Source organism: Cyanobium sp. HWJ4-Hawea (genome assembly GCF_024345815.1).
Taxonomy (GTDB): domain Bacteria; phylum Cyanobacteriota; class Cyanobacteriia; order PCC-6307; family Cyanobiaceae; genus Cyanobium_A.
Window position 1 is genome coordinate 25273 of the sequence record NZ_JAGQBV010000006.1, and the last position, 14497, is coordinate 39769.

General features: G+C 64.7%; 16 protein-coding genes and 1 tRNA gene. 8 read left to right on the top strand and 9 right to left on the bottom strand.

Going from position 1 to position 14497, the window contains the following annotated elements:
* Positions 1 to 11: 11 nt before the first annotated feature.
* Genes rplB through rplC form a run of 4 tightly spaced genes read right to left on the bottom strand, consistent with a single transcriptional unit; the run spans position 12 to position 2480 of the window.
* On the bottom strand, positions 12 to 875 hold the full coding sequence (rplB, locus tag KBY58_RS02475) for a 50S ribosomal protein L2 (RefSeq protein WP_254934805.1): 864 nt from the start codon (positions 873 to 875) through the stop codon (positions 12 to 14).
* A 15-nt stretch (positions 876 to 890) separates the two neighbouring features.
* The gene (locus KBY58_RS02480) at positions 891 to 1193 is read right to left on the bottom strand and encodes a 50S ribosomal protein L23 (protein WP_254934804.1); all 303 of its coding nucleotides are present in this window, start codon (positions 1191 to 1193) and stop codon (positions 891 to 893) included.
* Positions 1186 to 1821, bottom strand: a complete 636-nt coding sequence (gene rplD, locus KBY58_RS02485; protein WP_254934803.1) for a 50S ribosomal protein L4 — start codon at positions 1819 to 1821, stop codon at positions 1186 to 1188. The genes KBY58_RS02480 and rplD overlap by 8 nt, the downstream gene beginning before the upstream one ends.
* A gap of 11 nt (positions 1822 to 1832) precedes the next feature.
* Positions 1833 to 2480, bottom strand: a complete 648-nt coding sequence (gene rplC / locus KBY58_RS02490; RefSeq protein WP_254934802.1) for a 50S ribosomal protein L3 — start codon at positions 2478 to 2480, stop codon at positions 1833 to 1835.
* 477 nt (positions 2481 to 2957) lie between these two features.
* On the opposite strand from rplC, the gene KBY58_RS02495 reads away from it, so the two are divergent.
* The 6 genes from KBY58_RS02495 (at position 2958) to recA (ending at position 8388) form a co-directional block, all read left to right on the top strand.
* Positions 2958 to 3416 carry an NAD(P)H-quinone oxidoreductase subunit N gene (locus KBY58_RS02495; RefSeq protein ID WP_254934801.1) on the top strand — a complete coding sequence of 153 codons (459 nt, stop codon included), beginning with the start codon at positions 2958 to 2960 and terminating at the stop codon, positions 3414 to 3416.
* Positions 3417 to 3421: 5 nt separating this feature from the next.
* On the top strand, positions 3422 to 4444 hold the full coding sequence (locus tag KBY58_RS02500) for an LdpA C-terminal domain-containing domain (RefSeq protein WP_254934873.1): 1023 nt from the start codon (positions 3422 to 3424) through the stop codon (positions 4442 to 4444).
* Positions 4445 to 4455: 11 nt separating this feature from the next.
* Positions 4456 to 6054 carry an AAA family ATPase gene (locus KBY58_RS02505; protein ID WP_255002707.1) on the top strand — a complete coding sequence of 533 codons (1599 nt, stop codon included), beginning with the start codon at positions 4456 to 4458 and terminating at the stop codon, positions 6052 to 6054.
* Positions 6055 to 6149: 95 nt separating this feature from the next.
* Positions 6150 to 6221, top strand: a tRNA-Gln gene (locus KBY58_RS02510).
* Positions 6222 to 6290: 69 nt separating this feature from the next.
* Positions 6291 to 7049, top strand: coding sequence for an HAD family hydrolase (locus KBY58_RS02515; RefSeq protein WP_255002686.1), 759 nt, complete (start codon positions 6291 to 6293; stop codon positions 7047 to 7049).
* Positions 7050 to 7203: 154 nt separating this feature from the next.
* Positions 7204 to 8388 (top strand): recombinase RecA, encoded by a 1185-nt coding sequence (gene recA / locus KBY58_RS02520; protein ID WP_255002687.1) that lies wholly within the window; start codon positions 7204 to 7206, stop codon positions 8386 to 8388.
* 10 nt (positions 8389 to 8398) lie between these two features.
* Here the strand turns inward: recA and KBY58_RS02525 are convergent, their stop codons facing one another.
* The 3 genes from KBY58_RS02525 to KBY58_RS02535 all read right to left on the bottom strand — a co-directional run bounded on the left by KBY58_RS02525 (position 8399) and on the right by KBY58_RS02535 (position 10568).
* The gene (locus KBY58_RS02525; RefSeq protein ID WP_254934798.1) at positions 8399 to 8749 is read right to left on the bottom strand and encodes a DUF1815 family protein; all 351 of its coding nucleotides are present in this window, start codon (positions 8747 to 8749) and stop codon (positions 8399 to 8401) included.
* Between the two features lie 95 nt (positions 8750 to 8844).
* A complete protein-coding gene (locus KBY58_RS02530) occupies positions 8845 to 9084 on the bottom strand; it encodes a DUF2839 domain-containing protein (protein ID WP_254934797.1) in 240 nt (79 codons plus the stop codon).
* Positions 9085 to 9119: 35 nt separating this feature from the next.
* Positions 9120 to 10568 carry a helicase gene (locus tag KBY58_RS02535; RefSeq protein WP_255002688.1) on the bottom strand — a complete coding sequence of 483 codons (1449 nt, stop codon included), beginning with the start codon at positions 10566 to 10568 and terminating at the stop codon, positions 9120 to 9122.
* Positions 10569 to 10627: 59 nt separating this feature from the next.
* Here KBY58_RS02535 and KBY58_RS02540 point away from each other — a divergent pair, with 59 nt between their 5' ends.
* Positions 10628 to 11536 (top strand): prephenate/arogenate dehydrogenase, encoded by a 909-nt coding sequence (locus tag KBY58_RS02540; RefSeq protein WP_255002689.1) that lies wholly within the window; start codon positions 10628 to 10630, stop codon positions 11534 to 11536.
* Here KBY58_RS02540 and crtD read toward each other — a convergent pair.
* Positions 11533 to 13095, bottom strand: a complete 1563-nt coding sequence (crtD, locus tag KBY58_RS02545; protein ID WP_255002690.1) for a C-3',4' desaturase CrtD — start codon at positions 13093 to 13095, stop codon at positions 11533 to 11535. The genes KBY58_RS02540 and crtD overlap by 4 nt on opposite strands.
* Before the next feature lie 55 nt (positions 13096 to 13150).
* Between crtD and KBY58_RS02550 the strand changes: the two genes are divergently transcribed.
* Entirely contained in the window at positions 13151 to 14074 is a 924-nt protein-coding gene (locus KBY58_RS02550; RefSeq protein ID WP_255002691.1) for a fructosamine kinase family protein, read from the top strand.
* Here KBY58_RS02550 and KBY58_RS02555 read toward each other — a convergent pair.
* Complete coding sequence (locus KBY58_RS02555) at positions 14071 to 14454, bottom strand: CAAD domain-containing protein (protein WP_254934792.1); 384 nt, start codon at positions 14452 to 14454, stop codon at positions 14071 to 14073. The genes KBY58_RS02550 and KBY58_RS02555 overlap by 4 nt on opposite strands.
* Positions 14455 to 14497 lie beyond the last annotated feature (43 nt).

A 14497-nucleotide genomic window follows, 5' to 3' on the forward strand; every position in this document is an offset into this window, starting at 1 on the left:
GGTGTGGTTCATCAGGAATCGCGTCCGCCACGGCTCCGCTTGGAGGTGCGGCGACGTTTCCGGAGCACAAACCGATTGCTGGGTTTGTTCCGCTTACGGGTTTTGAGGCCTAGGGCCGGCTTGCCCCAGGGTGTCACAGGGCCGGACCGGCCGATCGGAGCGCGACCTTCGCCACCACCGTGGGGGTGATCGCAAGGGTTCATGACGCTGCCGCGGACTTCCGGACGGCGACCCAGCCAGCGCTTGCGGCCAGCTTTGCCGAGGCTGGTGTTGCGCACCTCGGCGTTGCCCACTTCGCCGATGGTGGCGTAGCACTCACGGCGGACCAGACGCACCTCGGTGGAGGGCAGCTTGAGGGCGACGTAATCGCCCTCTTTTGCCATCACCTGGGCGCTGGCACCAGCGGTGCGAACCATTTGGCCACCCCTGCCGGCATAGAGCTCCACGTTGTGAACGCTCGAGCCGAGGGGGATGGCCGAAAGGGGCAGGGCGTTGCCGGTTTCGATCGGGGAATCGGGGCCCGACACCAACTGTTGACCGATCTCAATGCCTGCCGGAGCCAGGATGTAGCGCTTCTCACCATCGGTGTAGAAGAGCAGGGCCAGGCGGGCGTTGCGATGGGGGTCGTAGTGGATGGCGGCCACCTTGGCCACCACGCCGACTTTGTCGCGACGGAAGTCGACGATGCGATACAGGCGCTTGTGGCCACCGCCGCGGTGGCGGCAGGTGATCACGCCGCGGTTGTTGCGGCCCTTGCTGCGGTGTTTGGCCACCACCAGGCCCCGCTCGCGACCACGGCCGGTGACCTCAGAGAAGTCACTGGCGACGCGGGTGCGTGTGCCGGGGGTGATGGGGCGGTAGTTACGGATTGCCATGGTTTTTCAGACGCCTCAGGACTCAGGGAATAGCTGGATGGCGTTGCCCTCGGCCAGGCGCACCACTGCTTTCTTCACCTGGGCGCGTTTGCCGGCGAAGCGGCCCACGCGGCGCGAACGGCGCGGGGGGTTCATGGTGCTCACACCCACCACGCGGACGTCGAACAGCTGTTCAACGGCGGCCTTGATGTCGGGCTTGGCAGCCCGGTGATCCACCTCAAAGGTGTACTGGTTGAGCTCGAGGGCGCGGGTGGCCTTCTCGGTGATCAGCGGCCGGCGGATCACATCCGCGAGCCGACCTGCAAAACGTTCAGTCATCTCCGTAGACCTCCTGGATCTTCGTGAGTGCTTCTTCGCTCAGCACCAACTTGTTGGCGTTGAGAAGGTCGAACACGTTGAGTTGATCGGCGGCGATCAACTTGACCTTTTCGAGGTTGCGGACCGAGCGACGAATCGCATCGGAGGCGCCATCGAGCACCACCAGCACCTTGGCGCCGGCATCAATGCCTAAACGCTGGAGGGCGGCGGTGATTTCCTTGGTTTTGGGGGTTTCAATCCCAGCTCCAAAGCCCTTGACCACGGTGATGTCGCCGATGCGGCTCATCAGGGCGGTGCGCAGGGCCGAACGACGTTCCTTGCGGTTCATCGCCAGGTTGTAGCTGCGGGGTTTGGGCCCGAACACCACGCCACCACCTGGGCGGAGCGGGGTGCGGATCGAGCCCTGGCGAGCCCGACCGGTGCCCTTCTGTTTGTAGGGCTTGCGGCCACCACCGGCCACTTCGGCACGGGTCAGGGTGCTGGCCGTGCCCTGGCGGGCGTGGGCCAGCTGACGCACGACGGCGCGGTGCACCAGGTCGTGGGCAGACGTTTCTTTGGCGACCTTGAGGTCGAGGGCAGCCTTGCCGGCTTCTTTGCCCTGCCAGTCGCGGATTACACAGTTAGCCATAGGTGTTTTCCTCAGTTCCCAGCTTTGGCGCCCACCCGGTTCGCCGGGCGGATGTTCAGCAGGGCGCCGGGCTTGCCGGGCACTGAACCTTTAACCACCAGCAGGTTGTGCACGGTGTCCACTTTCAGGATCACGAGGCCCCGGGTGGTGATTTGCTTGCCGCCGTAGCGACCAGCCATGCGCTTGCCTGGATAGACGCGGCCAGGGGTGGTGCCTGCGCCGATCGATCCGGGTTCGCGGTGGTTTTTGGAACCGTGGGTCATGGGGCCGCGGCTGAAGCCGTGGCGCTTTTGGAGACCGGCGAAGCCGCGACCCATGGTGTCGCCACTCACGTCGACCTTCTGGCCAGCCTCAAAGGCAGACACGGTGATGGAGGCACCCAGCTCTAGGCCATCCACGTTGTCGACCCGATATTCCTTCAGGTGACGCAGCACTTCAGAGCCTGACTTGGCCAGGTGCCCCTTGGCGGGCTTGTTCACGAGCTTTTCGCGAACGTCGCCAAAACCAAGTTGCACGGCGGCGTAGCCGTCGGTGCTGGTGGATTTGAGTTGGGTGATGCGGCAGGGACCGGCCTCGATCAATGTGACCGGGATGGATCTGCCCTCGTCGTCGAAGAATTGGGACATGCCCAATTTCTTCCCAAGAATGCCGATAGACATAGGAAGAGGTACAACGCCAGCTGGACCATCGACCATCCATGCCAAGAGGCAAAGGTGGGGCCGATGAAAGCTGAATCGGGCCGTTTGAACTGTGGGACTAGAGCTCGAAGGGGACGCCTCAATTGGCCAAGGCGGAGCCTCGGGCAACAACTGGGGCGATAACCAAGGGGCTAGCGAGACAGATCAGGGCTCTGATCAGCGGGCTGGGACTTGTCTGAACCGGGCCCAATCGCAGTGGATTGGGTGCGTTCTGGCAGTTTCCCGACGGTTTTGCAGAAATGCTGTTTACACAGCAAACGGCTTTTTCCGTACTGGCCTAGATAGGTCACCACCACTGGTGACCTTGTGCAGTGATTTGGAGGCCCGGCTAGCGGACGGGCACAAATTAGTTGCACAGTTGGCCAACATACCCCACGGTCTGCCCTGCACTGGAGAAGTTGGCTGTCAGAATGGCGCCCAGCTCCGCGACTGCTTGTCATGCCTCTCCTGCTTTCAGGACGCGGTTTTCGCCAGGACCTTGAGCGGTCCGGCGCCCTGGCTTTGTACGCCCCCCTTGAAGGGGGTGCCGAAACCCGCTTGATGCGTCGCCTGCGGGCGGCCGGCTACCGGGCCCAGATGGCCTCGGCCCGGGGCCTCGGTGACCCGGAGGCCTATCTCCTCGGTCTCCATGGCGTGCGCCCCCCCCACCTCGGTCATCAAAGCGTGGGCCGGGGAGCAGCGGTCGGAGAGGTGCAGATGGTGATGCCCCAGTTGGGGGCCCTGCTGGAGGGCAGCCAGCCGATCCTGCTTTGGCTTTTGGAGGGCCAGGTGCTCTCAACGGCGGAGTTGGGTTCGCTGGTGGCGCTGTGTCGCCGGGAGCCCCGCCTGAAGCTCGTGGTGGAAATGGGCGGCTCCCGTTCCCTGCGTTGGCAGCCCCTCGAGCAACTTCTGGTCTGAGGGATTTGGTGGCTGAGCAGGCCCTGGCCCAGGGGCGTTGGGTCAAGTTGATCTGTGGGGCGAGCAACCAGGATTTGGCCGCGATTGAGGATCTCTGCGGCATCTATGCCCTTGCAGGCGTGCATTGCATCGACGGCGCGGCTGATCTGGCCGTGGCGGCGGCGATCGAAAGGGGAATCGCCTGGGCACAGGCGCGCGGTGCAACCAGGCCCTGGCTGATGGTGAGCCTCAGTGATGGGGCTGATCCCCACTTCCGCAAGGCCTGGTTTGATCCCGGGCGCTGCCCAACCGGCTGCCCCAGGCCCTGTGAAAGGGTTTGTCCGGCCCTGGCGATTGGCCAGGCGGCTACCGGCTCAATGGGCGTGCTGGCCGAGCGTTGCTATGGCTGTGGCCGCTGCCTGCCGGCCTGCCCCCATGGCCTGATTGGGGAGCACTCCCAGGTGCTGGCACCGGCTGCCGTGCCCCCCCTGCTGGCGTCGATCCGGCCCGATGCGGTTGAGATCCATACCCAGCCGGGCCGGCTAGATGCTTTTGCCGAGCGCCTTGGCCAGGTGGTTGCCAGTGGCATCAGCTTGGGGCGTCTGGCGGTGAGTGCGGCCATCGATGTGCAGCCTGCGGAGCTTTGGCAGCGTTATCGCCTGCTGCGCGATCTCGGCTTGGCGCCGCTTTGGCAGTTGGATGGCCGGCCGATGAGCGGTGATGTGGGGGGTGGCATGGCCCATGCCGCAGTGAAGTTGCTGGCCGCACGCCTACCCCTTGCCCCGCCGGGCCCCCTGCAATTGGCGGGCGGTACCAATGGCCAAACCCTGGTGCAGCTGCAGCTAAGGCCAAAACTCGCCCCCTTTGTGGCTGGAGTGGCCTTTGGCGGGGTGGCGCGCCGCCTGCTCCAACCCTGGCTACTGGCCGCCCAGGAGCGGGGCCAGGGCCTGCTCGCCGATGCCGAGCTGTGGCCCCAGGCCCTGGGGGAGGCCCGGTCTTTGGTGCAGCCTTGGCTAGAACGGCAGCCATTCCCAGGCCAGCGGTGCTGAGCTCCCAACCGATCACCCACCAGCGGATTACGGACGATCTCGATCGCCTGCTCACGGTGTTGCCCCTAGCGATCAGGAGGGCCCTGGCGTCTGCCCAGGCCCGCGATCAACTGATTGAGGTGGTGATGGATTTGGGTCGGGTGCCGGAGGCCCGCTATCCAGATCGGGTTAGGGACCTAGGCACGGAAGCGGTGAGCCGGGCTGATCTGGCGTTGGTGGTTGATCAACTCGGCAGCTTTGGCGGAGATAACCGCTCTGGCATTGAGCGCACCCTGCACCGCATCAGCGCCATTCGCAACCGCAGCGGAACCGTCGTGGGACTCACCTGCCGGGTGGGTCGAGCGGTGTTTGGCACCGTGGCGATGGTGCGTGATCTGCTCGATTCGGGCCAATCCCTGCTGTTGATGGGGCGGCCCGGGGTGGGCAAAACCACGGCCCTTAGGGAAATCGCCCGGGTTTTGGCAGACGACTTTGGCCGCCGAGTGGTCGTGATTGACACCAGTAATGAAATTGCCGGCGATGGCGACATCCCCCACCCCGGCATTGGTCGGGCCCGCCGCATGCAGGTGGCCAGGCCTGAGCTGCAGCACCAGGTGATGATTGAGGCCGTGGAAAACCACATGCCTGAGGTCATCGTTATCGATGAAATCGGCACCGAGTTGGAGGCCCAGGCAGCCCGCACGATTGCGGAGCGGGGGGTGATGTTGGTGGCCACCGCCCATGGCAACGAGCTGGCAAACCTGATTAAAAATCCGACCCTTGCGGATTTGATCGGTGGTATCCAGACGGTCACCTTGGGCGATGAGGAAGCCCGCCGGCGCCGTAGCCAGAAGACAGTCTTGGAGAGGGCGGCCGACCCCACCTTCCCCCTGGCGGTGGAGATGCACAGCCGCCAGCGCTGGTTGGTTCACCAGGACGTGGCCGGCACCGTTGACCTGCTGTTGCGGGGGCAGCTGGCCAGGCCCCAGGTGCGGGAGCTGGGCGCCGATGGCCAACTGCAAGTGCAGGAGCCTGTTTTGCCGGCCCCCCTAGCGCTTAGGCCAGGCCCAAACTTGCGGCCAGGCCCAACCCTGCGCCCAGTTTCCCCATTGCGGCTCATCCCGCCTGTTCGGCCGCTGTTGCGGGTCTACGGGGCTGGGATCAGTAGGCGCGAGCTGGAGCAGGTGGTGCGTGGACGGCAAATGCCGGTTGAGCCCGCAGGCAGCGTGGAGCTGGCGGATGTGGTGTTGAGCGTGCGCCAGCAGCTGGGTAGAGATCCCCACGTACGTCGCCAGGCCCAGGAGTTGGGAATTCCGATTTTGGTGATCAAAAGTTCTGCCCTGCCCCAGATTCAACGGGGCTTGGAGCGGCTGCTGGCCAACCAGGCAATTCCGGCTTCCGAGGCCCTTGCCGATTCCCTAGGACCCGATTTCGACGACGACCTGGGGGGGCTGGAGGAATGTCGCCTGGCGGTTGAGGGGGTGGTTTTGCCCCAGGGCCAGCCGGTGGACCTATTGCCCCGCAGCGCCAGGGTGCGCCAGTTGCAGGCCGAATTTGCCGGCCACTACCAGCTGCGTACGGCCGTGCTTGGCCGGGGCCAGGCCCAGCGACTGCGGGTATTTCCAGCCTGAAGTGGCGGGCATTGGGGTCCGTCGTGGCGGGTCTCGGTTGACGAACGACCGGGCGCTATGGGTAACTATCTAGGCACCGGTAGTTGCCGGGGCTTTGGGTCGTCGCCAAGCGGTAAGGCATCGGGTTTTGGTCCCGACATTCCTAGGTTCGAATCCTAGCGACCCAGTTTTTACGGTCCTTTTAAGTGTTTCAGGAGCCTCCATCGGTGCCTGACTCATCAGTGCCTGAGCAATCAATGACTGAGCAATCGGTTCCCCTGCTGGTCTTTGATTTCGACGGCGTGCTGGTGGATGGCATGGCTGAGTACTGGTGGTCGGCCCGTAGGGCGGCCCTGGCCCTGGTGCCGGACCTTTCCCTGCCGGAGCAGGCACCGCCAGGTTTTGCCCAGCTGCGACCCCAGATCCACAAGGGGTGGGAGATGGTGCTGATGGCGGCGGAATTGGGCCGCCCCGATCTGGAGTTGGCGGCCCTGCTGGCCTCCTATCCAGCTCAGCTGGAGCAGGCCTTGCTCCGCTGGGGCCTCAGCCCCGACCAGCTCCAGCGGTCCCTCGAGCGGGTGCGCTCGGAGGCAATTGCCGAGGATTTGCCTGGCTGGCTGGCGCTGCATCGCTTTTATCCCGGCGTGGTGGAGCGGCTCCAGCAATTGGCTTGCGCAGGCTCGCCCTGGGCTGTGCTCACCACCAAGGGCGGTGAGTTTGCCCGCCAAATCCTGCGGGCCGCCGGGCTTGAGCCCTGGGCCCTATTTGGCCACGAACAGGGCAGTAAGAGTGAGGTGTTGGCCCAGTTGCTGGCCAGCCAAAACCGGCCGATTTGGTTTGTCGAAGACCGCCGGCCGACCCTCGAGCTGGTGCGCTCCCAGGCCGAGCTTGGGGCCGTGCGTTGTTTTTTGGTCAGTTGGGGCTACCTAGCTCCCGGAGATCGCCAGCAATTGCCCGACGGGATCCATTGGTTGGAGCCGGAGATTTTTGCAGCCCCCCTGGCGCAATGGCCCTAATCCGTTAGAGTACGTCCGTACTATGCGCAATTGATACGCCGGCCCCTTCAGGTGGCACTTGCTGCTTAGAGGTCGCAGGATGGCCCCCTCGGGCTGGTCTTGCACGGCTACTGCGCGATACCTGCGGCCTGTTCCATCTTTCTGTTTGATTGCCATGCCCGTTGATTCCAAGGCCGCCCAAGGCGCTTCGCCCGCATCTGGGGGAGCTTCCAGCGCAGCAGATTCCCGCTCTGCCGCAGCAGCAGATTCCCGCGCTGCGGCAGAGCGGGACAAGGCCCTAGGCCTTGTGCTGAACCACATCGAGCGCAACTTCGGCAAGGGCTCGATCATGCGCCTCGGGGATGCCTCCCGCATGCGGGTGGAGACCTTCTCCACTGGTGCCCTGACCCTGGATCTGGCCCTCGGTGGCGGCTATCCGAAGGGCCGGGTGGTGGAGGTCTATGGGCCCGAGAGCTCTGGCAAAACAACCCTCACCCTGCACGCCATTGCCGAAGTGCAAAAGCGTGGCGGGGTGGCGGCCTTTGTGGACGCGGAACATGCCCTGGATCCGGTCTATGCCGCCGCCCTCGGTGTGGACATTGAAAACCTGTTGGTTTCCCAGCCGGATACCGGTGAGATGGCCCTGGAGATCGTCGACCAGCTGGTGCGTTCTGCGGCCGTAGACATCGTGGTGGTCGACTCCGTGGCGGCCCTCACCCCCCGGGCTGAGATTGAGGGTGAGATGGGGGATTTGGCCGTGGGGGCCCAGGCCCGGCTCATGAGCCAGGCCATGCGCAAGATCACCGGCAACATCGGCAAATCGGGTTGCACCGTGATCTTCCTGAACCAGTTGCGTCAAAAGATCGGAGTTACCTACGGCAACCCCGAGACCACCACCGGCGGTAACGCCCTGAAGTTCTATGCGTCTGTACGTCTGGATATTCGGCGCATTCAGACCCTCAAGCGTGGCACCGAGGAATACGGCATCCGCGCCAAGGTCAAGGTGGCCAAAAACAAGGTGGCGCCCCCATTCCGCATTGCCGAGTTCGACATCCTGTTTGGCCGCGGCATCAGCATCCTGGGTTGCCTCCTCGACTTGGCTGAGGAGACCGGCGTGGTGACCCGCAAGGGCGCCTGGTACAGCTACGACGGCGACAACATTGGTCAGGGCCGCGACAACACCATCACCTGGTTGGAGCAAAACCCTGAGCAAAAGGAGGTGATTGAGCAGCTGACCCGGAAGAAGCTCACCGAGGGCTCCGAGGTCAGTGCCAATTCAATGAAGCCCTTAGCTGCTGCCGCTAAGGCTGCCGCCGCAACACCCATGGAGGCCCTAGAGGAGCTGCCAGTGGCGGGCTGAATCTGAACGATTAGGCGCCGGTGACGGCGCCTTTTTGTGTCTTGCTGGTCTTGGCTGGGTGTTGCAGTGCCTGGGCTATCCGCTGCAGTTCCTGGATGGCCTCTGCCCCTTCTAGCTTCACCAGCTCGAGGCCATTGCGGGATTCGACCCAGCTAATGCCGAAATCGGAAACCAAAAAGCGCACCATGTGATTTTCGCCGAGGTTGGCCACAAAGGAGGCTCCTTTGCCGTCAAGGCCATCGCCGCAGATGTAGCAGCTAGCAGCGATTTCCCGATCCTGCAGGCTGATCGCCAGGGCCTGGAGGCTCATCACCAGGTCTTGAACCACAGATCGGTATTGCTCAGCCAGCCGGGGGAACATGGGCCATCCGCTCAGATGGATTGATTTTAGGGTTTTCTTCAGATTTGCGGTTGTCGTCGATGCGACTAACCATTTTCCCCTTGATGGTGTGGCCCTTAGCCGTCGGCTAGCGACCACCAGCCAGCTGCCGGCCCGATGAAGCGCACGATCACCCAAAACAACACCAGGGCCGCTATGCCAACCCAGGCACCCTTGGTGCTCACCTTCACGAATTGATCCGCCTGGTTACGGGTCAGGGGAAACCACTCCACCAGGCGCGGCGAGGTGTCCGGCTGGTTGCGTTTGGGCGATTTCGGTGGCAGCCCCTGGCTGCTGCGACGCTTGGCTTCCCCCATCGGAACTGGGTTAGGGACTTACTGATAGGTCCAGGCTAATGAGGCAGCAACCGGCTTAAGGCCACCCAGGGCTCCAGGCACCTAAAAACGTTTTGTCCCCAACTGCGGCCCCGTAGGCGCCCGTCGAGCACGGCCAGGCGGCCGCCGTTGCGCCTTACACCGGCGCTGGCCAATTGGATTTGGATTAGGGCGTCGGGAAGGAGCCGTTCGCGGAACCAGTCGCGGCCCTCCTGGCGCAGCGCCCCAACCCTGGCGGCGGTGAGGGGATCTTCCAGGCTGGCCAGGGGCAGCAGGGCGGCGACCAGCTGGCCGGGCAGGGGCAGGCGCGCCTGGTGTTCGATCCACCAACCCCAGCTGGCGCAGATCACCCCATTGCTATCGGGGGCCGTGCTCTGGTGGCTAACCCGACTGCCAAATTCCGCGGCCAGGCCGCTGGTGAGCTGGAGTCTGAGGGCCTGGTCGTCGAGCAGCACCACGCTCAATTGCTTTTGGCCCAGCACTAGCCGCCGGCATTGGTCAAGAAGATGTTCGCCGTAGTGAGGGCTGTTTGGCAGGGGTTGGCGCAGGGGCGCAAACAGGGGTAGTGGGTCCGCCAGCGGCGGGTCTCCAAGGTCGACCACCACATTTGGCTCCAGGCCCAGCTGTTGGGCGCCCCCTTGTTCTGGGGCCAGGCCCAGGCCGAGCAGGATGCAGCCCCGTGCCTCCAGGATCCCTGGCAAGGCATTTTCCGGCTCCAGGGGCTGGCGATGTAGCTCCCATTGCAGCTGGTTTGGATCCACCTGGGCCCAGCTGGTCCAGCCCTGGCCCGCGGCAGCTAGCCAGGCCGGCCATGGCTGGGGCAAGGGGCCAAGCACCTGGAGCAGGTGGCGCAGGGGGGCTTCGTCTTCGGGGGCTATGGCTACCTGCTTTTGGGGATTGCGCGGCTGGGCGAGCAGTTGGCGGCTGAGCCGTTCATGGAGGGCCAGTACGCCCGCTTCCGCCCTGGGCTGGGCGCGCCGCAGTTGGTCCCAGTGCCCCGGCTGGATAACCACCGCAAGGGCTTGGCGCAGCTGGTTGTCCAGTTTTTCTGCTTCGGGGATCACCAGTTGGCGGTTGTCCAGGAGTCCGGCTTGCCAGGCCTCAACCAGTTGGCGGTGGCTAAGTACCCAAACCCGCGCCTCCCTAGGTGCTGTGGGCCCTTCAAACCAGGGCAGGGCGAGGCAGGCGTCGGCTGCCGCCAGCCGGGGCAACTCCACCTGTTGGAGACGCTGGCGGGCTGACTCACTAAGCACCAAGGCCAGCCGTTCTTCGGCCAGGGCCAGGGGCACCAGCAGGCTGATCCACCAGTTTTCTTCGCTGCCAGGGGCCAGGCGCAGCAGGGTGTGGTCCTGCCTTCGCAGGCTGCGGGCCACCAGCCGGCCCATGCTCAGGTGGTGGGGCCAGCCATGGGCTCCCTCCCTTTGCAGCAGGGCCTTGAGTTGGTGGTGGGCGCGGGCTTCGAGCATCCGCGATCGGCCATCGGACCAAAAGCGTAGGAAGCTGGCGTCATCGCACTGCAGCAGGGATGACAGACGCCCCCTCCCCCCTATGGCGTAGCCAGCCCGTTGGCATCGTCGGCATGGGCCTGATCGGCGGTTCCATCGGGCTTGATCTGGGTCGCCTCGGCGCAGAGGTGCGGGCCCTGGTGCATCGCCCAGTCACTGCCCAAAGGGCTTTGGCCAGGGGCTTGGCCGGCACGGTCAGCACCGATCCGGCGGTCTTGGAGGGCTGCGGCCTGGTGATTTTGGCCGTGCCTTTAGACCGTTTGCTGGATCCGGCGCCCGAATGGTTGGCGGCCATTCCCCAGGCCGCCGTGGTTACGGATGTGGGTTCGGTGAAGGGCTCCGTTTTGGAGCGTTGGCAAAGGCTGGTGGATCGCTTTGTTGCCAGCCATCCGATGGCGGGTACCGCTGAGGCGGGGGTGGAAGCGGGGTTGCCGGGCTTGTTTGCCGGTCGCCCTTGGGTGGCCACCCCCAATCTCTCCACGGACCCGGAGGCCCTCGCTGCCGTGCGGGATTTGGCATTGGCCCTCGGGGCCCAGTGGCTTACCTGCGATCCCCGCCTGCACGACCAAGCTGTGGCCCTGATCTCCCATCTGCCCGTTTTGGCCGGTGCGGCCCTGTTGCAGGCGGCCGATGGGGGAGCCCGGGAGGGCGGCGTTGAATTGCCTGCTTTGGTGCGGGCCCTTGCCTCCACGGGCTTTGCCGACACGACCCGGGTGGGTGGGGGCAACCCTGAGCTGGGCAGCCTGATGGCGCGCACCAACCGGGCGGCCCTGCTCACCGCCTTGGGCCGTTATCGCGAGGGGATCGAGGCCCTGGAGCAGCAACTGCAGGAGGGCCATTGGCAGGATCTGCAGGCCACCCTCGCCCAGGCCCAGGCCCTGCGGCCGCAATTTGTGGCTGCCAGCCCTAACGCTCCAGCGCCCGACTAACGCTCCAGCGCCAGGCTGATGCCCCGGGCCTGGAGCAGCTGGCGGCAGGCCGTTAGGGCGGAAATGCTTACCCCGGCGGTGCCCTCTCCGGGGTAGATGGCATCACCGCAGAGCCATAGGCCCGGCAGAGGCGTGCGGCTAGGCAGGCCAAAGGGCCCAAACCGACTCGGGTGCTGCCCCAATCCCCCCACATAGCCCCAGGGCCTGCCGGTCCAACCGGCAAAGCCCCTGGGGGTGGCCAGTTCCTGGTGGCGCCAGTCGCCAGGCTCCAGCTGCAATAGGGCCGAGAGGCCGCGGTTGATGCCCAATTGGGCCGCCGCTTTTTTGGCGGCATAGGCCTGGGGCTCAAGGCCAAACCATTGCTTGGCTGGGGTAAAGACACTGGCAATCACCGTGGCCTGGCCCGCAGGAGCCCGCCCATCGCCCTCCTGGCTAATGGAGACAAACAGCGAACCTGGCTCCTCCCAGGCCAGCTGGAGATGGCTGGCGCAATCCGGCGGCAGGGCCGATCGATCCACGGCGCCATAGAGCACCAGGGCACCCGAGGGCTCCCCCAGCCCTTCGAGGCATTGCTTGTAGTTGACCTTCAAGGCGTCACCGAGCAGGGGCGGGAGGGCCTGGGGCGGGATGGCAATCACCACATCGGCCGCCTCCAGCTCAAAGCTTTCCAAGTTGGTCTTGGTTGCTTTGCCGTTAGCCAAACCTTTGCCAGCGAGAACTTTGCCCCGCACCCGCCAGCCCTGGCCTGCGTTGGCTGCCTCCAGCTGGCCAACTTGATGGCGCAGCCTTAGGACGCCGCCGTCGCCGCCACCGCTGCCGCTTGCTAAGGCGCTTTCGAGGGCATCGCAGAGGCTCTGCATGGAACCCTGGAGGTGAAATAGGCCCAAAGGTGCCTGGGCCATGGCCAAAACCGTGGCCCCGTATAGGGCCGCCGTGCGATCAGCCGGCTCCTGGGAATAGAGCTTGAGCTGTAGGTCCAAAAAGCGGCGTAGCCGCTGGTCCTGGCCGCAGCCGCAGAGGTCCTGCAGGTTGGCGATGGTGGCGCCGGTCAGGAGGCCGCTGGCCAGGTTGCCGGGGCCTAGGGAACCCAGCAGTTGGCCCCAATCCCACCAGTTCCGCGCCGGCAGGACTGGATCCTTGGCGGCAAAGTGCCAGTTGGCCCGATGGATTGCGGCGCAGAGCTGCCAAAAGCGCTCGCTGCCGGGAAATTGGCGCTGCCGCTCCAGGCGCCAGCGCTCTGGATCGCGCCAGAGGTGGATCGGCGCGCTGCCATCCCCCAGATCCACCACACAGCCAGGGTCAAGGGGGGTGGCTTCTGGGGCAGGTACCCCCAAGTGGGCAAATAGGCGGCTGTGGATACCCTCGGCTTCGAGGCCGGCCACCTGGGTTGCTCCGACGTCGAAGGTATAGGGCCCGCGGCGGAAGGTGCCTGCGCAGCCACCGGATTGGCTGTGGGCTTCCAGTAATTCCACCTTGAGGCCAGCCCGGGCCAAAAGGGCTGCTGCCGTCAGCCCGGCGATGCCTGCCCCAACGACGGCCACGTCAACCCGGTGCTCCATGGCGGCAGGTTTAAAGCTCAGGCGGCATGCTGGCAGCTAGATACCGGGCGCGTGGTTGGCGCTTTTACCCAAGCCTGAATTGGCCCAGTGGCTTGGTCAGCAGCTGGCGGCCCCAGGCCCCCTGGAGTTGGCAGCCATAGCCCAGGTGGGTGGCGGCAGCATCCACAGGGCCTGGCGTTTGCAGCTGGGCGATGGCCGCCGCTTTTTCCTGAAGAGCAACGACCCCACCGCCCTGCCTTTGCTGGAGGCCGAGGCTGCCGGGCTGCAGGCTTTGGCCCGGTGGGCGCCGCCGCCTATCCGGGTGCCCCAGCCCCTGGCGATGGGTGTAGCTGACCTCGGAGCAGCTGGGGATCGGGCTTTACTGCTGCTGCCTTGGCTCGATTTACAAAGCGCCAGGCCAGGGGAAAACAGCCTGGGCTGGCGGGCCTTTGGGGCGGCCCTAGCCGAGTTGCACCTGGCCAGTAGCGCAGCCCAAGAGCGCTTTGGCTGGCCCTCCGCCAACTTCATTGGTGCGGCACCCCAGGCCAACGAATGGCGCTCCGATTGGGGGGTGTTTTTTAGGGAGTGTCGCCTTGCCCCCCAACTGGACTGGGCGGCCCGCCAGGGCCATCGCCCCAGGGGTTCAGAGCAACTCCTGGAGCAGGTGCCCCTACGGCTGCAGCATGCGGTGCTGCCCGCCCTGGTGCATGGGGATCTCTGGAGCGGTAACGGGGCCTTGCTGCAAAACGGGGAAGCGGCGCTGTTTGACCCGGCGGTCTATTGGGGCGACCGGGAGGTGGACCTGGCCATGGCCAAATTGTTTGGGGGCTTTTCGCCGGCGTTTTTCTCTGGTTACGGGGAGGTTTGGCCCCTAGAAGCCGGAGCAGGAGCTCGCATTGAGCTCTACAACCTGTACCACCTGTTGAACCACGCCAACCTTTTTGGAGGGGGCTACTGGGGCCAGGTGCAGGCCAGCATCGACTCTCTGCTGGGGGCCTAGCCCAAATACTCCTTGCGCAGATTTTGGAGATTGGCCACCACGGCATCACGTTTCTGGCTGGTGGTGAGGTTTTTCCAGCTCCACTGACCCACGATTACCAGGCCCAGAAGTTCTAGTAGGCCGGGCAGAATCGGCATCAAATTGATCGTGTCGAGCACACCCTTGATCAGGATCTGCACCACACAAACGGCCACGATGACGCCGGTGGCTTTGCCAATCCGACCCATTTGATTCCAGTCGACCTGGTCGAGGGCATCGTTGACTTTGCCCAGCACATCGCTGTATTTCTCTGTAAAGGAGGTGCCAGCGTCGCCTTCACCAAAAAGGTTGCTGTTGGCTTCGGTGCCCTGCTCCTGCACGTCGGTAGGGAAGTCACTCATGGACCGAAGTTCGCACAGAGAAAGGATATTGCTTCATAAGGTA